Raw genomic sequence first — 24,327 nt, 5'->3', positions numbered from 1 at the left:
TAAGCAATATTTAAATTAGAGTCTTATAATCCAAGGAGGTAATGGCAATGAGCAGAAAAATCCAAGCATATTTCAGAACTGAAAATGAAGCAGAAGGCGCAAAAACAGCATTGATTAGCTACAAGGTGGATGGCTTGGAGGTTTGGCCGCTCACAGACCCTATCGGCAATGATCGTAATATTCTGTTTCCAATCATTCCACTGGATAGTGCATCTGTAGTCGCAGGCACAACTGGAACGCTTGGAACGGCTAGCACGCCTGCAGCTGGAGCTATGCTGGTTCCTGGCATTGCCGCTTCCGACACTCGTGCTGACCCTGAAACGCATTATAGTGTGAATGAAGATCAGGTTAGTGCGAACGTGGCAGAAGGAGATCTCGAAGATGGGGATTTAAGTGAACTTCGTTATGTGATGGAGCTAAGTATAGCAGAAGAGAATTATAATGAAGTTGTGGAAATCCTCCGGGGCAAAGGGGCTTATGTTGAACAATTCGAATAGTATTCTATTAAAAATAAACCGCTTTCATGGAATGTAATATAATCGTAATATTACGTACATGATTCCTTAATATAGCGTGTTTATAATAAAGGCATGACCCCCTTTTTAATAATATATGATGATGGACCTGCAGCATTCGGCTGCAGGTCATTTTTTTTGTTACAATATAATTGCTGAATAAAAAACTCGGAAGCTGTCAAAATTTATACTAAGCATCCTTTTTACTACCTTGACTTTAATGCAGTAGTTCAGTAGAATATTAACAATATACGATTTTATCATATGGTTTTGATGACGGGACCAAGTAATTCGAGAACCCACAACTCCAGAGAAGAATCCCTTGTCGATTCGGATGACATCTACTTAAGTGGATGATGAACCGGTATCGCTTGGCTGCAAGGATTCTGTTGATGAGCGAATGAATGACCTCCCCGAGAACGTACGGCGAAAGTGGGCAGTGTTGATTGCCGCGATCAGTAGCCGTTTACGCGTAGGCGGGCGTTAACCGCTTTGAGCGGCTTCAGTATATTTTTACTGATCCGGAATGTGGGTGGTACCACGTGGTGTATTATTGGTTATGATAATCCCTCGTCCCTGTTTTTTTATAAAACAGGGCGAGGGATTTTTTGCTTTTTCTGCAATAGAAACAGATGAAGAGAACAGCTTTAGAGGGGTTATTTTTTAGGAGGGATAGACTGTGGCTAAAGAAAGATTCGAGAAACCAACAGGAACGCAGGACGTGCTTCCGGGTGCTGTGGAGAAATGGCAGTATATTGAGGGGAAGGCCAGAGATTTATGCCGCCGTTTTAACTACCGGGAAATTCGCACACCTATGTTTGAGCACACAGGGTTATTCGAACGTGGAGTAGGCGAAACAACGGATATTGTGGAAGGCGAAATGTATACGTTCAAGGACAAAGGCGACCGTGATTTGGCTCTTCGTCCAGAAGGAACGGCTGGTGTCGTGCGGGCTTACGTTCAGAACAAGCTATACGGTGAACCTGATGTAAGCAAGCTGTATTATATCGGACCTATGTTCCGTTATGAGCGTCCGCAGGCCGGAAGATATCGCCAGTTCCATCAGTTTGGGATTGAGGCGTTTGGGGCCGTGGATCCGGCTATTGATGCAGAAGTAATCTCTATGGGCTATCAATTCTATAAGGATCTAGGTCTTAAGGATGTAAGAGTGGAGCTTAATTCCGTGGGTAATGCACCAAGCCGTGCGGCTTACCGGGAGAAGTTGCTGGGATTCCTTAGACCGATGAAGGATAACCTCTGTAGTGACTGTCAGCGTCGAATCGAGCGTAATCCGCTTCGTGTGCTGGATTGCAAGGTGGATCAGGATAAATTTACAGATGCCCCTTCTATTTTGGACAGTTTGGATGATGAATGCATAACTCATTTTGAGAAGGTTAAGATGCATCTCGACATTATGGGTGTAGAGTTCACGATTAATCCTCGTCTTGTACGTGGTTTGGATTATTACACGCATACTGCGTTTGAATATAAAGCAGCTGGCATTGGCTCTATTGATACCGTAGGCGGCGGAGGCCGGTACAACGGTTTGGTTGAAGAAATCGGTGGACCCGATCAACCGGGTATTGGTTTTGGGATCGGGCTGGAGCGTATTCTTCTTATTCTGGAGGATCAGAAGGTAGAGCTGGAGACTGCGAAGCCACTGGATGTGTATTTTGTAGCTCTTGGCGAAGAGGCTGACATTGAAATCTCCAAGCAGCTATACTTTCTGCGTAGCCAAGGGTTCTCGGCAGAACGCGACTACCTCGGCCGGAAGATGAAGGCGCAGATGAAGTCAGCTGACCGTATGTCGGCACGTTATACTGCGATTCTTGGCGAAGACGAGCTGAAGAATGGTGTAATTGCGCTGAAGTCGATGAGCACAGGGGAACAGCAGACTGTGAAGCTCGAAGAGCTGGCTCAGGCGTTGGTATAGAAGAAGACTTTTTAAGTAGAAATGTATTTTTAAATAAAAAGGGGAATGGTGAATTATGCAAAGAAGTCATAACTGTGGGCAATTAACACCAGAACATATTGGACAAACGGTAACCTTAAACGGATGGGTCCAGACCCGCCGCGACCTTGGGGGCGTACTTTTTATTGACCTGCGTGACAGAAGCGGTATTGTGCAAGTTGTATTCAACCCGGACTACTCCGGCGAAGCACTGCAAATTGCGGATAAGGTTCGCAGTGAGTATGTTTTGGCTGTCAAAGGAAAAGTGGTTAAACGTGATGAAGAAACCATTAACCGCAATCTGCCAACAGGTGAGATTGAAGTTCAAATTACAGATATCGAAGTGCTGAACGCTGCTAAGACTCCTCCATTCTTCATCGAAGATGGAGTGGAAGTAGACGAATCTCTTCGTCTGAAATATCGTTACCTGGATCTGCGTCGTCCGGAGATGCAAAAAACACTGTTGCTACGCTCGAAAGCTTCTAAGATTTTCCGCGATTTCCTTGACAGTGAAGGATTTATTGACGTAGAGACACCAATCCTAACTAAGAGCTCACCGGAAGGTGCGCGTGATTATTTGGTGCCAAGCCGTGTGCATGAAGGCGAATTTTTCGCATTGCCTCAATCTCCACAAATCTACAAGCAGCTTTTGATGGTGGGTGGCGTTGAACGCTATTATCAAATTGCTCGTTGTTTCCGTGATGAAGATTTGCGTGCTGACCGCCAGCCGGAATTTACACAAGTGGACATCGAGACTTCATTCCTGTCTCAAGATGAGCTGCTTGGCATGATGGAGAACCTAATGCAGCGTTTGTTCAAAGAAACTGTAGGAGCGGATATTCAGCTTCCATTCCAACGTTTGACTTATGCTGAGGCAATGGGCAAATACGGTTCAGACAAACCTGACCTGCGTTTTGGATTAGAGCTTGTAGAAATGAACGATATTGTTGCAACAAGTGGCGTAAAGGTATTTGCTTCTGTGATCGAAAAGGGCGGAGAAGTGAAATGTCTAAATGCTAAAGGCTGCGGGACTTGGACTCGTAAAGAAATCGATGATCTCGGACCTTATGCTGCGCGTTATGGAGCGAAAGGTCTGGCTTGGATTCAAGTGAAAGACGGCGAGTTCAAAGGACCGATTGTCAAATTCTTCACTGAAGAAGAAATTGCCGCTGTGAAGGAGCGTACAGGCGCTGAAGAAGGCGACCTACTGTTGTTCTCCGCTGATACCAAAAAGGTTGTAGCGGACGTTCTAGGCGCCCTTCGTGTCAAAATCGGACGTCAGCTGGGTCTGATCGACGATAATGTGTTCAAGTTCGCTTGGGTGACTGACTTCCCATTGCTTGGTTATGATGAAGATCAGAAACGTTATGTAGCAGAACACCATCCGTTCACTCGTCCGCGTGAAGAGGATCTGCATCTGTTTGACACAGATCCAGGTGCAATTCGTGCACAAGCCTACGATATCGTTCTGAACGGTTATGAAGTAGGCGGCGGCTCCATGCGGATTTACAAACGTGAAGTACAGGAAAAAATGTTCCAAGCTCTCGGCTTCACAGAAGAGGTTGCTTACGAGAAGTTCGGTTACCTGATGGATGCGTTCGAATATGGTACACCTCCACACGGTGGTATCGCCTTCGGTTTAGATCGTCTAATCATGCTGCTGGCGGGCCGTACAAATCTGCGCGAAACCATCGCATTCCCGAAAACGGCAAGTGCAACGGATCTGCTTATGGATGCACCTGCACCAGTAGACGGTTCACAATTGGAGCAACTGCACATTAAGCTGGCTCTTAAACCAAAGAAAGAAAAAGAAAAAGAATAATTAAATAAAGCGGGCGAGGCAGATTTCTGCTTCGCCATAGCTTTTGAAGGAGGCTGACCTCATGCTGCATCAGTTCTCACGTACGGAACTGGCGATCGGACCGGAAGGTCTGGAGATTATGAAGAACAGCACAGTAGCGGTACTTGGTATCGGCGGTGTTGGCGGTATGGCTGTTGAGGCATTGGCTCGTAGCGGGATCGGCAGACTGATTCTGATTGATAAGGATTCTGTCGACATTACCAATGTGAATCGGCAGATTCACGCACTTACTACTACGGTTGGGCAAAAGAAGGCCGAACTGATGGTGGATCGCGTGAAGCTGATTAATCCGGAATGTGAAGCGATTGCGCTGAACATGTTCTATACGGAAGAAACCTATGAGGAACTGTTCAAGCTGAAACCGGATTATGTGATTGATGCCTCGGATACGATTATCTACAAGGTCCATTTGATTAAAGAATGTCTGTCACGTGGAATTCCTATGATCTCAAGCATGGGCGCTGCCAACAAAATGGATCCTACAAGATTCCAGGTAGCGGACATTTCCAAGACAACGTATGATCCGATTGCCCGTGTCATTCGCCAGAAGCTGCGTAAGGATGGGATTAAGAAAGGCGTGAAGGTGGTCTTCTCTACGGAGCCGCCAATGAAGCCACGTCAGGATGTTACGGACAAGATTGTTCCGGAGAATGCGCCGGATCGACGTAAAGCGAAACAACCGCCAGCCAGCAATTCATTTGTTCCACCGGTAGCCGGCCTAATCATGGTCAGCGTTGCCGTGCGTGATTTGCTTGAGGCTGGAGGCGTCAGCTTGTAAGTGAATCGCTGAGCTGAGGCTGTTTCAATTATAGATATAGGATTAGAGTAATGGACAAAAGGGCGAGTAGCTGGAATCCGGCTGCGTACGCCCTTTTGTTGTCGTTAAACAGGCGGGTTCTGCAAGAAGCAGGCCACAAATAGGCATAATAGCTGAACCGGGATGAACGGCTGATTATTAGATTTATAATCCGGGTAATATCCGCCTGCGGAACTTAATATCAGTGGAGGTTTTTGTACATGAAATCGAATTTTTGGCGAAATAGTGTGGGGCTTGCGCCTGAGAATGACTGGAAACGGGAATGGGCTGCAGGGATTCTCTCCTATTTTGCTTCAGTTTATATTGTTATGGTGAATGCGACGATTCTCCATGACGCGGGGATGCCGCTTAGACCTGCAATGGTGGCTACACTGTTGACTGCTATTACCGGCTGTCTGCTGATGGCTTTTGGCGGGAAGACGCCTATCATCGTGGTTCCCGGGATGGGGATTAACGCATTTTTCACTTATACGCTTGTTCATTCCATGAAGCTGGACTGGAGAGAGGCGCTTACTGTAGTCGTTATAACAGGCGTGTTATTCGCTATCGTGGCCTTTACATCACTTTATCGTATTCTTAGTGAGGCAATTCCCCAAAACCTGCAGCATGCCATTACAGTCGGTATAGGGCTGTTTCTGACTTTTATAGGGCTGCAAAAGAGCGGGATAGTGATTGCCCATCAGACTACTTTTGTTGCCATAGGACATTTTAGTGATCCTGCAGTTATTACATCCTGTGTGACTTTATTGCTGGGTTTAGTGTTATTTATCCGGGGAACTAACGGCGGCCTGCTGATAAGTATGCTGGTTGGTACAGGACTAGCCTATCTTCTGGGAGCTGCACATGCACCGGAAAAACAAGCTTCAGGGCATGTATTCTCAGGTTATGGAGGCCTATTTTTCGGAATGGACTGGAGCGGTATTGTGAGCCTTGTGTTCTGGATTGCTGTATTCCTGTTATTGTTAATCGTTGTATTTGAAAATATCGGTCTTGTAGCCTCACAGACGATGATGGCAGGCCGTCCAGAACGCTTCAAAAGCAGCCTGCGTGCGCTCTCGCTTGCCAATATCGCCGCGGGTCTTTTCGGAAGCAGTCCAGTCGTGGCCGCTGCAGAATCCAATGCAGGAATAGCTGCGGGCGGGCGTTCGGGTCTCACCTCGCTGGTGACAGGGCTTCTATTCGGGGCGACCTTCTTATTCCTTCCGTTGTTATCCTATATTCCCGATAGTGCGATCGCACCGATCCTGATTGTGATCGGCGGACTTATGGTACAGAATGTGCGTGAGATGGACTTGAGTGATTTGACCGAGCTGTTCCCGTCTTTTCTAATCATGGTTATGATTCCATTCACCTATAGCATTGTGGATGGTATGGCTTTTGGTTTTATTACCTACCCAATTGTGAAGCTGGCGCTGGGCAAAGGGAAGGAAGTGCCACCTGCGCTGTATGGGATTGCTGGTTTGTTTGTAGCTAACTTTATTTTGCAGGCTGTGCTATAGTGCGGCATCCAGTTTCTTTGATTGCGAGGGAACTGTTGTTCACTAATCAGCTCTATTAGCCAGCGTTGAAATCAAAGGTATAGATACCGTTGATTGGAGCTAAATACGCGAAGACGCCGAAATTAAAGGTATAAATACCGTTGATTCGAGCCGAATACGCGTAGATGTCGAAATCAAAGGTATAGATACCGTTGATTGGAGCTAAATGCGCGTAGACGACGAAATCAAAGGTATAAATACCGTAGATTGGAGCTCAATGCGCGTAGACGACGAAATCAAAGGTATAAATACCGTAGATTGGAGCTAAATGCGCGTAGAAGTCGAAATCAAAGGTATAAATACCGTAGATTCGAGCCGAATACGCGTAGACGACGAAATCAAAGGTATAAATACCGTTGATTGGAGCTAAATGCGCGTGTACGCCGAAATCAAAGGTATAAATACCGTAGATTGGAGCTAAAAGCGCATAGACGCCGAAATCAAAGGTATAAATACCGTTGATTGGAGCTAAAAGCGCGTAGACGACGAAATCAAAGGTATAAATACCGCTGATTCGAGCTAAATGTGCGTGTACGCCGAAATCAAAGGTATAAACACCGTTGATTGGAGCCGAACGTGAGCGAACGCTGAAATCAAAGGTATAAACACCGTTGATTGGAGCTAAATGTGCGTGTACGCCGAAACCAAAGGCAAAAATGCCTTTGATCCGAGCTAAATGTATGTAAGCGCCGAAACCAAAGGCAAAAACACCTTTGGTGTGTCCTAAATATTCGACGCTTGTGCGAGCTAAGGAGCACCAAAGGGTTTTAGGTTGGAGAACTTATAAGTTTAGTCAAATCATTTGAAAGATTTGGTATTTAAGCGCTGATTGTGCTACAATGGGTATCCTTTTGCGTGAGAAATGGGCGTAGGAGCATGAAAATTTAAGCTCGATAAACTTTTAGGAGGTAACTGAAATTGGAAGACAACTTTCAAAGTGCCTATCAAGAGGAAGAAGACAGGCTGAATCAAGCGCTTACTGAAATTGACACTTTGCTGGAGAAGCTCCAGCAGACACCAGTGTACACGGGACATGACTATACGGAACAGGTGCTGGAAGCGAACCGTGATCAGAAGCGCAAAGATCTTGCCAAGCTTAGGCAGGAGCCTTATTTCGGACGGCTTGATTTTCAAGGCAATGATGAGAATGAACGGAAGGCACTCTATATAGGCAAAATCGGCGTAGACCGTGAGCAGGTAAGCGACCGTCCGCTAGTCATCGACTGGCGCGCACCGGTAGCAAGCCTGTTCTATTCGTTTACCGGCGGTACCGAGCCAGCCTCCTATGAAGCTCCTGAGGGATTGATAGAGGGGCTGGTATACCTCAAACGCAACGTCGTGATTCGGAAGCAAATTCTGGAGCGGGTCGCGGATACGTACAATCGGGAAAGCGATGCACCGATAGTATCAGATGAGTTTCTCGTCTATCGACTTGGGGAGAATAAGGATAATCGCCTACGGGATATCGTATCGACCATACAAGAGGAGCAGGACAAGATTATCCGTGCTGCCAAGAATACAGCGCTGATCATTCAGGGCGTGGCAGGAAGCGGTAAAACAACCGTTGCACTGCACAGGCTTGCTTTTCTGCTGTATCAATACAAGGATCAGGTTTCTGCGGAAAAAATGATCATTTTTGCACCAAACCGGATGTTTTTAGATTACATCTCGGATGTATTGCCTGAGCTCGGGGTAGGTAATATTGCTCAAAGTACATTTCCGGATTGGGCAGCTAATGTACTAGGACTGGAATTGCCGGAACAGGATGCGACGGAGACGATGAACCGCTGGTTCGAAACCCCTGGCGGCATGCCGGTAATTACAGAAGAGACACCAGGGCGCTTCAAGGGTTCCACGGTGCTGATGGGAATCATAGAGTCCAGCATCAAGCTATTGGAAAGCAGCTCTGTACCTGAGGGTGATTTTAGCCCGTGGGAGGGTGCGGTGCTACGCCGTTCTATGATTTTGCGCTGGCATAATGAGGAGTATGCTCCCTATCCTCCAGCTAAGCGCAAGGAACGGGTAATGGCGCGGATTCATCGCTGGATTGAGATGGAACTGAAGAAGAGCCCTTCAGCTGCTGCTATGAAGGATCGCAAGAAAAAAGGCGCGCAGCGAGAGAAGGCTTATAGTGCCAAATGGCCTAAATATGATCCATTAACGATCTATAAGCAAATTTTCCGAGCAGCTAAACTTCCTGAGGATTGGCCGATTGAACCGCCTGAGGAAATTCCGGCAGCTGTACTGAAGGAAACGGCAAAAGAGCTGAAAAAAGGCATCATACGTGAAGAGGATTTACCTCCGCTGCTGTATATCCATTATCTTTTGAACGGTGATGAGGGCGTTACTCGCTTTGACCATGTAGTAATCGATGAGGCTCAGGATTTTTCACCTTTCCAAATTGCCGTTCTGGATTTATATGTGCGAGGCCATTCCTTTACGATCCTGGGTGACCTCTCGCAGGGTATACATGCCTATAAAGGCGTACACGCGTGGGAAGAGATGCAGACGTTGTTTGCCCCTGAGAACACGGCTTATCACGCGCTGACACGCAGCTATCGTTCTACTATGGAAATTATAGACTTCGCTAATGGAATTCTATCTTCAGGTGTGGAGAGCTCATTGCTGGCTGTTCCTGTGTTTCGTAGTGGAGATCCCGTGCGTATGATCGCCTACGGTGAGGATAACGGGGAACTGGTGGCTGATGAGCAAGCTCGCTTGCGGACAATAACCTCTGCACTGAAGTCTCTGTCAGGAAGGGAATACCGTACGGTGGCTGTCCTAACAAGAAATCTTCATGAGGCTGCAGAACTATATGCGGAGCTGTCACAGCATTTTGAAGATATTCATCTGATTGATGGCAGTATGACGCAATATCAGGGTGGGCTATCGGTGCTGCCTGTCTATTTATCAAAAGGTTTGGAGTTCGATGCAGTGATCTTAGCAGATGCCGATCAAGACCATTACGGAGCGACGGCTTGGGACGCGAAGCTGATGTATGTCGGCTGTACACGTGCTCTCCATGAGCTGTGGCTGCTCCATAATGGGGAAGTTCCTTCCTATGTGCAAACGGCGGCTGGAAGCGATTCTGAGGGGGAGTAAGACTGGTGGAGAATGGTTATAACTGTTCTTGGTCTTGTAACTCCCCCATAGGTATGGCTTAATAATAAGTGTCCGGCCGGGCAAGAACACTTCTGGAAGGAGGCTGATTGAAATGATTTCAGTATACGAGGTGGTTTCCGTTTAAGACGGAAACCTGCTTAAAGCGAGGAGGCCTTATGGCCTCCTTATTACTAACATAAGAAGTACCACACTTATCCATAAGAACGAAATTTATGAAATCGAATGTAGACGCTACCAAAAGGTTTTTATATAATGAAATTACGGATTTTTCCAAATATGAGGAGAAGAAAGGAGGCAGGTGACGTGATTATAACTAAAAACTTAGTTGACCGACGCATAGGGACACACCTGTTGAAGGAGGAAATGCAAGTTGAGTTATGTAAATGGGAAGGATGTGCTCCCCCCTGGCTTGCTCGAAGAGCTTCAGGGATACATCCAAGGTGAACTGCTCTACATCCCAAAGAGGACGGAAGAGCGGGTTCGATGGGGCGAGAACAGCGGTTCGAGGAAAGAAATAGCGAACCGGAACAAGGAAATTTTCAGTTGTCATCGAAGCGGTGATTCCGTAGCGGAACTTCAGAAGAAGTACCATCTATCGGAAGAAAGCATTCGTAAAATCATATCAAAAATGCGGCTGGCAGTAAATTGCTAGCTTGCAATTCAAGCATAAACGCCTTTGGCGTCCCTATAAGGACGGTAAGCGTTATGCGAGAAATCATAAGGATAAAGTATAGCGTGAAACCTATACTTTCTTATATTTTGAAAAAAGAGCATGGCTCCCGCCTTTCTAAGACGAGATCATGCTCTTTTTATTTTGGCGTAAAATAAGTCTATGCTGATACTGTTACCTTGAACCGGCAGGACATCCTAATCCTTCCCTGTGATATGGTATGATAGAGAGGGATTTATATTGAGCTTTTACAAGAATATAGCAAGGAAGTGGAGTTATGGATTTATTTTCTTTCGGAGAGGACACCGGGGGCGGACGGCTGCTTGCGGACCGGATGAGACCGGAGAATCTTGATGAATATATTGGTCAAGAGCATATCATAGGTCGGGGGAAGCTGCTGCGAAGAGCGATTGGGGCGGATCAAGTCTCTTCGATTTTGCTCTATGGTCCCCCGGGATGCGGTAAGACGACACTCGCGCATATTATTTCTCATCACACACAAGGGGAATTCGTACGTCTGAATGCGGTGGAAGCTACCGTGAAGGATGTACGGGAGGTTATTGAGCGAGCTCAGAACAATCAAACATTGTACGGCACAAAGACGATCCTGTTCCTGGACGAGGTGCATCGATTTAATAGCTCACGCCAGGATGCGCTTTTGCCAGCGGTAGAAAAAGGGACCATCACCTTCATTGGAGCGACTACAGAGAACCCGTTCCATTATGTTAATGGGGCGCTTATGAGCCGCTCCACCTTATTTCAGCTGGAGGCATTAACGAGTGAACACAGTCTGATCGCGATGCGCAGAGCCTTGGCGGACAAAGATAAAGGTCTTGGATTTATGGAGCTTCAGGTCGATGAAGAGGCTTTGTTGCATATTGCAACTATGGCTAATGGAGACATTCGCCGGGCACTAAATGCGCTGGAGCTGGCAGCCCTGACTACCGCGCCGCAAGTTGATGGAAGTGTTCATATTACGCTGGAGGTGGCGGAGGAATCCATTCGGCGCCCCATTGTGAAGGCTGATGAATCTACGCAGTATGATGTGCTATCCGCTTTTCATAAAAGTATCCGCGGTTCCAGCGACGCCGCGTTGTTTTGGTTTCTGTATGCGGTAGAAAAGCTTGGAATGGACCCTATGACTTTTATTCGGCGCCTGATTGCAGCCAGCAGTGAGGATATCGGCCTGGCTAATCCCCAAGCTATGGTTCAAGCGGTGAGTGCGCTGGATGCTTATCGAAACAATGGTTGGCCAGAGGCGAAGCTGAACATTGCCCAAGCTATTCTTTTTGCCGTGGAGAGTCCGAAGTCTAATGCTGTGGTTATGGCTATTTCCAATGCAATGGCAAGTATGGATGAGATCAAATCAGCGGAGGTACCGCTGCATCTGCGTGATACGCACTATAAAGGCGCAACTGCGTTAGGGCATGAAGGATATCAATATCCGCACAATTTTCCGGGGCATTATGTAAAGCAGGAGTATTTGCCTAAGGAGATTTCTCAGCGTGTTTTTTATCAAGCAACTGAGCAAGGCAACGAGATTAAGATTCGTCATAATCAAAAGCTTCGGCGGGAGCAGTAACCCAGCTAGCGACTGTAATACCTTCCAATTTCATGCTGGAAAGCAAAAGATTTTAACTTTCAGACGAACTAAATAATTCCCAAAAAAAGGCGGCCTAGAGCCGTTTTTTTGTTGCCTACGTTACTTTTAATCACATCGATTGAAAATTTTTTATAGGAAAAGATTGATAATTTACCATAAGTTAATTAAAATGAACTACAAAGTTACGAGATGTTCATTTTTATTTCCGATTGAACTACTGGTAGTATTCTTAATGGTGTTAATTATCATCACATTGGTTATTTCAAAATGTTTCATGAAAATCAACACTATTTATATCAAAATTTACATAATATTTTCATTGTGTTAATTTTGAAATCCTTGTCGTTAGGGTGATGAATATGGGCGAAGAACTACTAGAAATCAAAAATTTGTCGACATCGTTCAGAATTGCAGACGACTATTATGCTGCGGTTGATGATGTTACCCTGTCTGTTCGCAAAAATGAAATTCTGGCTATCGTTGGAGAGTCTGGTTCAGGAAAAAGTGCGCTCGCCTTTTCAATTATGGGGCTGCACACCAGAGCCAAAATTGACGGACAAATCAAATACAAGGGCCAGGACATCGTTACCATGTCTCCTGCTGCACTAAACAAGCTGCGCGGCCAAGAAATGTCTATGATTTTTCAAGATCCTTTATCCGCTTTAAACCCGCTAATGATCATCGGCTCACAGATTGAAGAAGTACTTATCCTACACGATTCCAAGCTTTCTAAGAAACAGAGAAAAGAGAAGGTCATTGATCTTTTGACCAAGGTTGGAATTTCCCGTCCCGAGCATACATATCAGCAGTACCCCCACGAATTATCCGGTGGCATGAGGCAGCGGGTGGTTATCGCCATTGCGATAGCCAATGGACCCAAGCTTTTGATCGCCGACGAACCTACTACAGCACTAGATGTGACTATCCAATTACAAATCCTTGAACTTATTAAAAAATTAAAAAACGATATGGAAGCAGGCATTATCTTAATCACTCATGACTTAGGGGTTGTAAGCGAAATGGCTGACCGTGTTGCGGTGATGTATGCCGGACAAATCGTCGAAATCGCAGATATTTTTACGTTGACGTCTAATCCGAAACATCCGTATACGAGATCCTTATTAAACTCCATTCCAACAGCAAAAGAAGAGAAATCCAGATTGCATGTGATTCAGGGGATTGTTCCACCACTGCAAAACCTTCCGCGTAAGGGCTGCCGTTTCTCGGCACGGACGCCTTGGATTCCTGAATCGGAGCATGAGGAGAACCCACAGCTGCATGAAGTCGCACCCGGACATTTCGTTCGCTGCACCTGTTATAACAATTTCCATTTCCCTGATACTAACGAGGAGGCAATCCACAATGGGACTTCTTGAGGTTAAAAATTTAGCAGTACATTTTCCGATCCACGGCGGTGTTTTTCGAAGGGAAGTTGGCGTAGTTAAGGCTGTCGATAATGTTAATTTTACCATTGAAGCTGGGCAAACCTATGGTCTGGTTGGTGAATCTGGTTCCGGGAAGACGACAACGGGTCGCGCGATTATAGGTCTTAATTCTATTACTAGCGGCAGCGTGATTTTTGAAGGGCAAGATTTGGCCTTGAGGGGTGTACGTAAGCAAAGAAATGTCCGCAAAGACATTCAGATGATCTTTCAGGATCCGTACTCTTCCTTAAATCCTAAGAAGCGTGTACTCGATATTATTGCAGAACCGTTGCGTAATTTCGAAAAAATGTCTCCAGGGGAAGAAAAACGCCGGGTGCAGGAATTGCTTTTACAGGTAGGCTTAAGTCCTGAGAACATCCTGAAATATCCGCATGAATTTTCTGGCGGCCAGCGGCAGCGGATCGGAATTGCCAGAGCAATTGCACTCAAGCCAAAGCTTATTATTGCTGACGAGCCGGTATCTGCGCTAGATGTCTCAGTACAGGCACAAGTGCTTAACTTCATGCAGGACATTCAAAAAGAGCTGAATCTTACTTTTCTATTTATCAGTCATGATCTCGGGATCATCAGGCATATGTGCGATCACATAGGGATTATGTATAAAGGACGACATGTGGAGCAAGGGACTGCTAAAGATATTTTTGACAATCCTCAGCATATTTATACCAAACGACTCATTGCCGCCATTCCTGATATTGATCCGAAACAGAGAGAAAAGCAGACGGAGTTTAGAAAATCAGTAAGCAAGGAATATGAACAAGCGCACCGGAATTATTTTGATGAAGAAGGCATGGCTTATCCATTAAAATCAATTTCCGAGACTCATCTGGTAGCCTTGCCTGAGAAAGGTTGAGAATATGTGGAAGATTATCGTTCGTAGAATTCTTATAATGATCCCTCAAGTAGTTCTATTAAGTATTCTTGTTTTTCTTATGGCGAAGGCGATGCCAGGTGACGCACTTTCAGGAATGCTTGATCCGAATATTGACCCGGCGGCCATTGATGCGATGAGAGAAAAGCTCGGTTTAAATGATCCATGGTACATCCAGTACTGGGATTGGATCACTAAAGCGATACAAGGGGATTTCGGCCAGTCCTTCCGTTTCAAAATGCCGGTCTCAGAGCTAATCGGTCAACGCCTGATGAATACCCTTTGGCTGGCCATTGTTACGCTGATTCTTACATACCTTATTGCTATCCCGCTTGGTATTACCAGCGGACGTTATAACGATTCGTGGCTGGATCGCTTGATAACTGGCTATACCTATATTGGATTTGCTGCACCGTTGTTTATTTTTGCACTCTTAATGGTATGGGTTTTCGGATTTCATTTTCATTGGTTTCCTACCAGCGGCAGTGTCAGTCCCGGGGAAGTTCCAGGTACACTAAGTCACTTCTGGAGTAAATTCTACCATCTGCTTCTGCCTGCGCTATCTATGGCGCTAATTGCAACGGTTGGGACCGTACAATATCTGAGAAATGAGATCATTGATACGAAGCAAAAAGATTTCATTCTCACTGCTAGAGCTAAAGGGGCTTCGGAGTCACGCGTATACAATCGTCATATTTTGAGAAACTCCTTGCTGCCGATCGCTGCATTTTTTGGATATGAGATCACTGGGCTAATCGGTGGTACGGTGTTCGTTGAAACGATCTTCAGCTATCCAGGAATGGGTTTGCTGTTTCTAAGTTCGATAACGATTCGGGATTTCAGCGTGGTAACAGCTCTTGTTCTTCTGTATGGGGTTGCTTCCATCGTCGGTGCGTTGTTATCAGACATTATTTTAAGTATCGTAGATCCTCGTATCCGGATTAAATAAGAAGATGAACACTTTGGGGTGAATGAAATGGCAAAGACGAGCGCAGAGATAGCTCTGCTGCAGGAAACTGATAAAAGTCCATCGGGCTTCAAAATTGTTTGGCGGGAGATGGTGCGGGATAAGCTGGCACTGATCTCATTGATTTTCCTATTTACGATTATTGCTGCTGTATATGGGATCTCCTTATTTTTAGATCAGAAAGAAATTGTCACGGTTGACTTGTTCGCCCTATATGAGAAGCCTTCGGCTGTGCATTGGCTGGGGACTGATTATGGAGGACGGGATGTATTCGGTCAATTAATTATAGGAACACGAAATTCCATGTCTATTGCCTTTATGGTTACTTTTTTTACGGGAATTATCGGTATTCTGGTAGGTTTAGTCTCAGGTTACTTTGGGGGAACGGTAGATAATGTCGCGATGCGTATTGTGGATTTCTTCATGATTCTACCTTTTCTAATGATTGTTATAGCTTTTGTCAGCGCAGTGCCTAAGTACAATACATTGACCTTCTCCTTTATCATGACAGCATTTCTTTGGATGGGGATTGCCAGGCTAATTCGTTCCAAGACATTGCAAGAGAAGGAATTGGATTATGTTCAGGCATCTAAGACCCTAGGCTCCTCCAATCTAAAAATTATGTTCACGCAAGTTCTGCCGAACTTAAGCTCTATCATTATCGTAACGATGACCTTGAATCTGGCAGCTAATATTGGATTGGAATCAGGCCTATCCTTTCTAGGTTTTGGTTTTCCAGAAAGTACACCCAGTCTGGGTACTCTAGTAAGCTATGCGAGAAATCCGCAGACCCTTGAGTTCAGATGGTGGATCTGGTTACCCGCATCATTGCTGATCCTGGTATTGATGTTGAGTATAAATAATGTGGGTCAAGCGCTTAAACGTGCGACCGACGCAAGACAAAGAAAAGGATAATAAGGGAGGAAATGATTAAATGAGAAAAGCCATTCGTTCAAAAGCTTTACTAGTTTCATTAATGTTTGTAATGTTGTTCGCTCTTGCGGCTTGCGGCTCCAAGAACAACAACGAAGCGGCTGAATCAACAGCAGCTCCTAGCGCCAGCGCACCTGCGGCAACTGCAGAAGCAACGGCCGCGCCTGAGGCAGAAGACGGACTTTATAACATTAAAGATTTTAGTAACGTTAAGACTAACCAAGGTGAAGCTATTGACGGAGGGACAATTACATTTGGACTTGTTTCCGATAGTCCATTTGAAGGTACTTTGAACTGGAACTTCTATTCTGGAGATCCAGATGCTCAAGTTCTGAACTGGTTTGATGAAGGTTTGTTAACTTGGGATAAAGACTATGTATATACTAATGATGGTGCGGCTACTTATGAAGTTGCAGAAGATGGACGGACCTTTACCTTTACGATTCGCGACAATGTAAACTGGCAGGATGGTAAGCCAGTAACGGCTGAAGACTGGTTGTTCGCCCATGAAGTTATTGGTAATCCTGCTTATGATGGTCCTCGTTATGGTTCTGACTTCACTAATATTGAAGGCATGGATGAGTACCATTCCGGTAAAGCCAAGACCATATCCGGGATTAAAGTGCTGGGTGATAAGAAACTGCAGATTACTTATAAGCAATCTACACCTTCCTTGTTAACGGGTAGCGTATGGATTTATCCATTAGCCAAACATATCTTTGGCGGCATGGATGTTGCCAAAATCTCCTCTTCCCCTGAAGTCCGCCAAAAGCCAATTGGCTTCGGAGCTTTTAAAGTAGAGAGCATCGTTCCTGGTGAGTCTGTAGTATTTGTTAAGAATGAAGATTACTGGCGCGGAGCCCCAAAACTGGATAAAGTAATTTTGAAGGTTATCAACCCAACAACGATTGTACAAGAACTGAAATCTGGCGGAGTTGACTTGGTGGATTCCTTCCCTATTGATCAATTCCCGGATAATGCAAAGATGTCAAACGTTGAATTCCTGGGTGCGGTTGATCGTGCTTATACGTATATAGGCTTTAAGCTTGGTAAATGGGATGCAGAGAAAAAGGTTGTTGCAACAGATCCTAAAGCTAAAATGGCGGATGTAAATCTGCGTAAAGCCATGTGGGCTGCCGTAGATAATGATACTGTCGGTAAGAAGTTTTATAATGGACTTCGCTGGAATGCGACTACGTTGATCCCACCTTCCCATCCTGAATTCCATGATGCTTCCAATCCAGGTGTAGCTTATGATCCAGAAGCAGCTAAGAAGATCCTGGATGACGCTGGTTACAAACTAAACGGTGAATTTAGAACGAATCCAGATGGCAGCGAGCTGAAGATTAATTTTATTTCGATGACTGGTGGAGACATTGCTGAGCCGCTGGCTCAATATTATGTACAATCCTGGAAAGCGATTGGTCTGAATGTAACTTTGGAAATGGTAGAGTTTAATACCTTCTATGATCGCATAGGTCAAAATGGTGAGGATGATCCTACTGTTGATGTGTACCAAGGCGCTTGGGGTGTAGGGATTGACGTTGACCCATCAGGTCTGTATGGCAAAGATGCAATCTATAACTTCCCGCGTTACTCGAGTGCAGAGAACGATCGTTTGCTCGCCGAAGGGATCTCCGAGGCTGCATTTGATGTAGACAAACGTAAAGAAATCTATAAAGAGTGGCAACAATTTATGGTTGATGAGATTCCAGTATTCCCAACACTTTATCGTGCTGTAATAGTGCCGGTTAATAACCGCGTCCTGAATTATTGGGCTGTTGGTGATGGAGTTGAAATCTATTATAACGACATTGCGGTTTCTGCAGATAAAGCTGCGGTAGCTCAGTAAGAGGGTATTAATGAACAGCAGTTCAAGGAGAGATCCTGAGCTGCTGTTTTTTATTTTTCATTAAATTAACAATAATTCCTATATTTTGTGCATTATTTACTGTAAAAATATAGTGTTTTAATGAAAGATATGGTATATTTTGGGTGAGAGCGAAACTTTCGCTTAAATATAGCTCTTAGAGAGAGGTGAATGGATGATCGCAATGACGGGTACCTGATTCAAGTGAGGGAGGTGTTACGGGACTGAGGTGTAATCTTTCTTGTGGCATTCACTGAAGAGAGGGGCAGTAGAAATGATCAAGAGGTATAGGAAACAAGGACTGGTGTTCAGTTTGTTGTTTGCGCTTACATTTTGTTCAAATGCTGCATTTCAACCGGCGATAGCAGAGGCGGCGGCCGGAGACTATAACTATGCGGAGGTTCTTCAAAAATCTATTTATTTCTACGAAACCCAGCGGTCTGGTGAATTGTCAGATAACAATCGGGTGGAATGGCGGGGCGATTCCGGTCTTTTGGACGGGGCGGATGTGGGACATGATCTGACTGGTGGTTGGTATGATGCCGGTGATCACGTTAAATTCGGTCTGCCTATGGCTTATTCTACGACGATGCTGGCGTGGTCGGTTTATGAGTACAAGCAAGGATATGAGGGGTCTGGGCAGCTGGAGGAAATATTAGACAATATTCGCTGGGCAACCGATTATTTTGTAAAAGCTCATACCGCTCCTAACGAGCTGTGGGGACAAGTTGGTAACGGAACAACCGATCATAATTGGTGGGGACCCGCAGAAGTCATGCAGATGCAGAGACCTTCCTACAAAATTGATGCCACTCATCCCGGATCAGATCTTGCCGCAGAAACAGCTGCAGCGTTAGCTTCAGCATCCATTATTTTCAGGGATACGGATGCCGTATATGCGGACAAGCTGCTGCTGCATGCTAAACAGCTTTACAATTTTGCTGACACTTACCGCGGCTCCTATTCCGACAGCATTACCGATGCCAAACAATATTATAATTCTTGGAGCGGTTATGCGGATGAATTGAGCTGGGGGGCTGTCTGGTTGTATTTGGCGACTAACGATCAGCAGTATCTCAATAAGGCTATTGCAGCAAGTGATCAATGGGGAACGAATCAGGCTGGAAACTGGGGTTATCAGTGGACGCAGTCTTGGGACGACAAGCATTATGGCGCTCAATTACTGTTGGCACGAATCACCGGGCAGACCAAGTTCATTCAATCCACTGAACGGAATATGCAGTATTGGACGACTGGAGTGGGTGGAACAAGTGACCGTGTTGCCTATACACCTGGCGGACTAGCCCATCTGGATCAATGGGGCGCATTGCGTTATGCAGCCAATCAGGCTTTTATGGCCTTCGTTTACTCGGACTGGGTGAGCGATCCGGTGAAGAAAGATACGGCGCGTTCTTTCGCGGAGAGACAAATTACGTATATGCTTGGCGACAATCCACGAAACAGCAGTTATGTTATCGGTTATGGTAATAATTCTCCTCAGCATCCCCATCATCGAACCTCACATGGATCATGGAATGATAGTCAGACCGTTCCGGTAAATCATCGCCATGTCTTGTACGGAGCGCTAGTTGGAGGCCCGTCCAAAACAGACAGCTACACCGACTCCATTAACGATTATGTCTCGAATGAAGTTGCAACCGATTACAATGCAGCTTTTACAGGAGCTATTGCAAAAATGGTGCTGCTGCATGGACAAGGGCAACAGCCGCTTGCACAATTTCCACCTGCAGAGACACGTGAAGATGAGATGTTTGTCGAAGCCTCTGTGAATGCTAGTGGCAGCAACTTCGTAGAGATTCGAGCATTGCTGAATAACCGTACGGGCTGGCCGGCACGGGCCAGTAAAGAGATGTCTTTTAACTACTATGTGGATCTTAGTGAAGCGATAGCGGCTGGTTATGCTCCTGAGGATATTACGGTTACGGCGGGAGGCTACAATCAGGGTGGAACGGTGTCTGCACTTCAGCCTTACGATGCAGCTAACCATATCTACTATACTAAGGTTGATTTTACAGGTACTTTAATTTATCCGGGTGGACAATCTGCTCATCGTAAGGAGATTCAATTCCGAATTGCAGCCCCGCTGAACACTAACTTCTGGAATAATGCTAATGATTTTTCATTCCAAGGTGTGGCAGCTCAAGGAGCAACTCCTGTTAAAACAGCGAACATTCCGGTGTTTGATGCAGGTGTGCACATGTATGGAGAACTTCCAGCGGGTGGTGGACAACCTGGAGAACCTCAAGTCCCTGCACGTCCGACTAATGTTCAGGCAGTAGCAGGTAATGGGACTGTCCATTTGACTTGGAATGCCATTAGCGGGGTTAGTGAATATACCGTTAAACGCAGTGAAGTGAGTGGAGGCCCGTATACGGTGCTTGAGAATGTCATGGGAACGGATTACATGGATAGTGGACGGGTGAACGGAACCACTTATTATTATGTGATCACTGCCACGAATAGTGTAGGGGAGAGCTTGCCATCTATACAGGTTAGTGCCAAACCCCAAGAAACAACACAGCCCACAACGGGGAATTTGAAGGTGCAATATCGTACGAATGATACGAATGCCAGTGATGGACAGCTGCGCCCTCAGTTCCGAATTATGAATACAGGAACCGAGTCTGTGGCACTTAGCGGCTTGAAGCTGCGTTATTATTTCACTGTGGATGGGGATAAACCACAACAGTTTCATTGTGATTATGCTGTAGTGGGCAGTGGTAATTTAAGCGGCAGTTTTGTTAAGCTGAATCCCGCCAGTACGGGCGCGGATTATTATCTGGAGATTTCTTTTGGTGCAGGGGCTGGAAGCGTAGCGCCTGGTGGAGATAGCGGCGAGATTCAGGCTCGCACCAATAAGACGGACTGGACGGCTTACAATGAAACGGATGATTATTCCTACAGCGCGGTTCAGCAGACATTTGCCGATTGGAATAAAGTTACACTTTATCAAGGTGAAACACTTGTATGGGGCTTAGAACCATAAATATATCCAAGAGAGGGAGCTTGCCTAAGATGATGAAATTGAGCTTAATAAAGAAGCCTGTTTCTGTAATGATGGCCGCAGTCCTGTTTCTCTCACTCAAGACCGGTCTATTTAATTTTAGACCTCAGACTGCTCACGCTTCTACTACGGAGCAGACGCGATTTCTGCAATTATATGCGCAGCTAAAAGACCCCGCAAATGGTTATTTCTCTGCTGAAGGAGTACCTTATCATGCGGTAGAGACCTTGATGAGTGAAGCCCCTGATTACGGACATATGACGACCTCAGAAGCTTACAGTTATTGGATGTGGCTTGAGGTACTCTATGGTTATCACACAGGGGACTGGACTAAGCTGGAATCAGCTTGGGACAACATGGAGAAGTATATCATCCCTATTAACGAAGGTGATGGCAAGGAAGAGCAGCCAACCATGAGTTATTACAATCCGAACAGCCCGGCTACGTATGCAGCGGAGCATGCTCAGCCGGATCAGTATCCAAGTCAGCTAGGTGGCCAGTATGCAGCAGGTAAAGATCCGCTAGATGCTGAATTGAAGGCGACGTATGGCAACAACCAGACCTACTTGATGCACTGGCTGGTAGACGTGGACAACTGGTACGGCTTCGGCAACTTGCTGAATCCTACGCATACAGCCGCTTATGTGAATACATTCCAACGGGGTGAACAAGAGTCCGTTTGGGAGGCGGTCCCTCACCCGTCTCAAGATGACAAAACGTTCGGAAAAGCAAACGAAGGCTTCATGAGCCTGTTCACAAAAGAAGCTAACGTGCCTTCCGCTCAATGGCGTTACACGAATGCTACAGATGCCGATGCACGGGCAGTACAAGCAATGTACTGGGCTAAAGAGCTCGGCTACAACAATACAGTGTATTTGAATAAAGCTAAGAAAATGGGCGATTTCCTGCGGTACGGTATGTATGATAAATACTTCCAAAAAGTAGGAAGTGCAGCTACTGACGGCACACCTGATGCCGGGACTGGCAAAGATTCCAATCAATATCTTCTGGCTTGGTATACCGCATGGGGCGGTGGACTTGGAGCTACAGGAAACTGGGCTTGGAGAATCGGGGCGAGCCATGCCCACCAAGGGTATCAGAATGTCGTGGCTGCCTACGCACTTTCTGATTCGGATGGTGGTCTGATCCCGTCATCAGCTACAGCTGGACAGGATTGGGAAAATTCTCTGAAACGTCAATTGGAATTCTATACTTGGCTGCAGTCCTCTGAAGGGGCAATTGCCGGAGGAGCGACCAATAGTTATCAAGGCGCCTACAAGGCTTATCCAGCCGGAACCAGTACTTTTTATGGCATGGCATATGACGAAGCTCCAGTCTACCACGATCCTCCATCCAATAACTGGTTCGGGATGCAGGCATGGAGTGTGGAGCGGGTAGCAGAGCTGTACTATATCCTTGCTTCTAACGGAGACACTACATCTGAAAACTTTCAAATGGCAAAACAAGTTATAGAAAATTGGGTAGATTGGTCTAAAGATTATGCCTTTGCCAACAAACGTCCAGTTACGGATGCTGAAGGTTACTACCTGAACAGTCAAGGTAATCGAATTCTTGGAGGAGACAACCCACAAGTGGCAACAGTCTCTGCACCAGGAGAGTTCTGGATTCCAGGTAATGTGGAATGGACAGGACAACCTAATACGTGGAATGGCTTCAGTGGTTCTGCAGCAAACAGTAACCTGAAAGCCGTAACTAAGAGTCCAAGCCAAGATACAGGTGTACTGGGCAGCTATATTAAGGCACTTACCTTCTATGCGGCTGGCACCAAAGCTGAACATGGCAGCTACAGTACTCTGGGAGGAGAGGCTCAGGTACTGGCTAAATCTTTGTTAGACACGGCATGGGGTTATAACGATGGAATTGGTATTGCAACTACCGAAAGCCGTGGAGATTATTCTCGCTATTTCACTAAAGAAGTCTATTTTCCAAGCGGTTGGACAGGTACATTCGGCCAAGGAAATACGATCCCTGGTTCATCTACAGTGCCTTCCGATCCAGCTAAAGGCGGAAACGGGGTATACGCAAGCTATACCGATATCCGTCCAAATATCGTGAATGACTCCAAGTGGCAATATTTGCTGGACAAATACAATACTTCTTTTAATAAAGTGACTAAAACTTGGGACAATGGAGCCCCTGAATTTACCTATCATCGCTTCTGGTCGCAAGTAGATATGGCAACTGCTTATGCTGAATACGATCGACTGATCAACAGCAGTGTGCCTACTGAGCCAGTAGCTCCAAAAGCACCTTCCAAACCAAGTGTGGTCGCTGGTAACAAAGTTGTAGATCTTAGTTGGAACAACGTAACTGGAGCTACTAGCTACACTGTGAAAAGAGCTGCGACAACTGGTGGCCCTTACAGCGATGTGGCTGTTGTCACTCAGGCGACTTACAATGACGCTTCAGTGGTTAACGGTACGGATTACTACTACGTAGTTAGTGCTTCCAACGTGGTTGGAGAGAGCCCAAATTCGCTTGAGGTTCACGCCAAGCCTATTGATGTGCCGATTCCGGTACAAGGAGATTTGCTGGTGAAATACCGGACAAGTGATACCAATCCGGGAGATAATCAGTTCCGCCCGCAGCTGCAAATTGTTAACAATGGGGATACGGCTGTAGCGCTTAGCGATGTAAAGCTGCGGTATTATTACACGATTGATGGCGATAAACCTCAACAATTTAATGTTGACTATGCTAACATCGGTGGAAGTAATATACAGGGAACATTCGTGAAGGTGGACCCTGCCAAAACTGGAGCGGATTATTATTTAGAAATCTCCTTCGGCGCAGGTGCAGGCAGTCTTGCACCGGGAGCCAACACGGGTGATATCCAGATCCGGGTCAACAAAACGGATTGGAGCAATTACAACGAGGTTGGAGACTACTCTTATGATCCTGCCAAAACATCGTACACGGAATGGAATCATGTGCCGTTGTATTTGAATGGTGATCTAGCATGGGGACTTGAGCCTTAAAGTCTAAATAAGGGAAGCCCTAGCCATTTGGCTGGGGCTTTTTTTAGTAATTGGCTAGTTAGCGACTGCGACTAAATGTGGCTTCATATCCATTTTAATTGTATTTTTTACAACTAAAATACACCCTAGCCGCGCCAAC

The 24,327-nt window shown here is 45.9% G+C and carries 16 protein-coding genes; all 16 read left to right on the top strand.

The annotated features are described in order from the left end of the window. The first annotated feature begins 47 nt into the window (after positions 1-47). The 16 genes from MKZ16_RS25445 to MKZ16_RS25370 all read left to right on the top strand — a co-directional run bounded on the left by MKZ16_RS25445 (position 48) and on the right by MKZ16_RS25370 (position 24,188). Positions 48-497, top strand: coding sequence for a hypothetical protein (locus MKZ16_RS25445; RefSeq protein ID WP_036677637.1), 450 nt, complete (start codon positions 48-50; stop codon positions 495-497). Positions 498-864: 367 nt separating this feature from the next. Further along, positions 865-1,002: a hypothetical protein gene (locus MKZ16_RS25440; protein ID WP_155288182.1), complete on the top strand. Its 138-nt coding sequence runs from the start codon at positions 865-867 to the stop codon at positions 1,000-1,002. Between the two features lie 192 nt (positions 1,003-1,194). After that, positions 1,195-2,448: a histidine--tRNA ligase gene (gene hisS, locus MKZ16_RS25435; protein ID WP_036677635.1), complete on the top strand. Its 1,254-nt coding sequence runs from the start codon at positions 1,195-1,197 to the stop codon at positions 2,446-2,448. 55 nt (positions 2,449-2,503) lie between these two features. Next, positions 2,504-4,288, top strand: a complete 1,785-nt coding sequence (gene aspS / locus MKZ16_RS25430) for an aspartate--tRNA ligase (RefSeq protein WP_038572979.1) — start codon at positions 2,504-2,506, stop codon at positions 4,286-4,288. 61 nt (positions 4,289-4,349) lie between these two features. Next, positions 4,350-5,105, top strand: coding sequence for a tRNA threonylcarbamoyladenosine dehydratase (locus tag MKZ16_RS25425; RefSeq protein ID WP_036677632.1), 756 nt, complete (start codon positions 4,350-4,352; stop codon positions 5,103-5,105). 239 nt (positions 5,106-5,344) lie between these two features. Further along, positions 5,345-6,643, top strand: a complete 1,299-nt coding sequence (locus tag MKZ16_RS25420) for an NCS2 family permease (protein WP_076105449.1) — start codon at positions 5,345-5,347, stop codon at positions 6,641-6,643. Positions 6,644-7,600: 957 nt separating this feature from the next. Further along, on the top strand, positions 7,601-9,784 hold the full coding sequence (locus MKZ16_RS25415) for a UvrD-helicase domain-containing protein (protein ID WP_076105450.1): 2,184 nt from the start codon (positions 7,601-7,603) through the stop codon (positions 9,782-9,784). 391 nt (positions 9,785-10,175) lie between these two features. Then, a complete protein-coding gene (locus MKZ16_RS25410) occupies positions 10,176-10,457 on the top strand; it encodes a CD3324 family protein (protein WP_036677625.1) in 282 nt (93 codons plus the stop codon). A gap of 295 nt (positions 10,458-10,752) precedes the next feature. Next, the gene (locus MKZ16_RS25405) at positions 10,753-12,057 is read left to right on the top strand and encodes a replication-associated recombination protein A (RefSeq protein ID WP_076105451.1); all 1,305 of its coding nucleotides are present in this window, start codon (positions 10,753-10,755) and stop codon (positions 12,055-12,057) included. A gap of 380 nt (positions 12,058-12,437) precedes the next feature. Continuing rightward, a complete protein-coding gene (locus MKZ16_RS25400; protein WP_036677618.1) occupies positions 12,438-13,454 on the top strand; it encodes an ABC transporter ATP-binding protein in 1,017 nt (338 codons plus the stop codon). Further along, a complete protein-coding gene (locus MKZ16_RS25395; protein WP_036677615.1) occupies positions 13,441-14,376 on the top strand; it encodes an ATP-binding cassette domain-containing protein in 936 nt (311 codons plus the stop codon). Before MKZ16_RS25400 ends, MKZ16_RS25395 begins: the two co-directional genes overlap by 14 nt. A 4-nt stretch (positions 14,377-14,380) precedes the next feature. Beyond that, entirely contained in the window at positions 14,381-15,343 is a 963-nt protein-coding gene (opp4B, locus tag MKZ16_RS25390; RefSeq protein WP_036677612.1) for an oligopeptide ABC transporter permease, read from the top strand. 27 nt (positions 15,344-15,370) lie between these two features. Then, complete coding sequence (locus MKZ16_RS25385; protein ID WP_051490985.1) at positions 15,371-16,276, top strand: ABC transporter permease; 906 nt, start codon at positions 15,371-15,373, stop codon at positions 16,274-16,276. A 19-nt stretch (positions 16,277-16,295) separates the two neighbouring features. After that, positions 16,296-18,146 (top strand): oligopeptide ABC transporter substrate-binding protein, encoded by a 1,851-nt coding sequence (locus MKZ16_RS25380; protein ID WP_036677608.1) that lies wholly within the window; start codon positions 16,296-16,298, stop codon positions 18,144-18,146. Between the two features lie 292 nt (positions 18,147-18,438). Beyond that, complete coding sequence (locus MKZ16_RS25375; RefSeq protein WP_076105452.1) at positions 18,439-21,171, top strand: glycoside hydrolase family 9 protein; 2,733 nt, start codon at positions 18,439-18,441, stop codon at positions 21,169-21,171. Between the two features lie 32 nt (positions 21,172-21,203). After that, positions 21,204-24,188 (top strand): glycoside hydrolase family 48 protein, encoded by a 2,985-nt coding sequence (locus MKZ16_RS25370; RefSeq protein ID WP_081393423.1) that lies wholly within the window; start codon positions 21,204-21,206, stop codon positions 24,186-24,188. The last annotated feature ends 139 nt before the right edge of the window (positions 24,189-24,327 follow it).

The organism is Paenibacillus sp. FSL R5-0928 (assembly GCF_037970385.1).
Taxonomy (GTDB): domain Bacteria; phylum Bacillota; class Bacilli; order Paenibacillales; family Paenibacillaceae; genus Paenibacillus_AQ; species Paenibacillus_AQ odorifer.
This window is presented reverse-complemented; position numbering and strand designations above follow the sequence as displayed.

What these genes read in the sequence shown, in the direction of transcription:
- MKZ16_RS25445 (WP_036677637.1), top strand. Translation starts at nt 48, where the DNA reads ATGAGCAGAAAAATCCAAGCATATTTCAGAACTGAAAATGAAGCAGAA.
- aspS (WP_038572979.1), top strand. Translation starts at nt 2,504, where the DNA reads ATGCAAAGAAGTCATAACTGTGGGCAATTAACACCAGAACATATTGGA.
- MKZ16_RS25425 (WP_036677632.1), top strand. Translation starts at nt 4,350, where the DNA reads ATGCTGCATCAGTTCTCACGTACGGAACTGGCGATCGGACCGGAAGGT.
- MKZ16_RS25420 (WP_076105449.1), top strand. Translation starts at nt 5,345, where the DNA reads ATGAAATCGAATTTTTGGCGAAATAGTGTGGGGCTTGCGCCTGAGAAT.
- MKZ16_RS25405 (WP_076105451.1), top strand. Translation starts at nt 10,753, where the DNA reads ATGGATTTATTTTCTTTCGGAGAGGACACCGGGGGCGGACGGCTGCTT.
- MKZ16_RS25400 (WP_036677618.1), top strand. Translation starts at nt 12,438, where the DNA reads ATGGGCGAAGAACTACTAGAAATCAAAAATTTGTCGACATCGTTCAGA.
- MKZ16_RS25395 (WP_036677615.1), top strand. Translation starts at nt 13,441, where the DNA reads ATGGGACTTCTTGAGGTTAAAAATTTAGCAGTACATTTTCCGATCCAC.
- opp4B (WP_036677612.1), top strand. Translation starts at nt 14,381, where the DNA reads ATGTGGAAGATTATCGTTCGTAGAATTCTTATAATGATCCCTCAAGTA.
- MKZ16_RS25385 (WP_051490985.1), top strand. Translation starts at nt 15,371, where the DNA reads ATGGCAAAGACGAGCGCAGAGATAGCTCTGCTGCAGGAAACTGATAAA.
- MKZ16_RS25380 (WP_036677608.1), top strand. Translation starts at nt 16,296, where the DNA reads ATGAGAAAAGCCATTCGTTCAAAAGCTTTACTAGTTTCATTAATGTTT.
- MKZ16_RS25375 (WP_076105452.1), top strand. Translation starts at nt 18,439, where the DNA reads ATGATCAAGAGGTATAGGAAACAAGGACTGGTGTTCAGTTTGTTGTTT.
- MKZ16_RS25370 (WP_081393423.1), top strand. Translation starts at nt 21,204, where the DNA reads ATGAAATTGAGCTTAATAAAGAAGCCTGTTTCTGTAATGATGGCCGCA.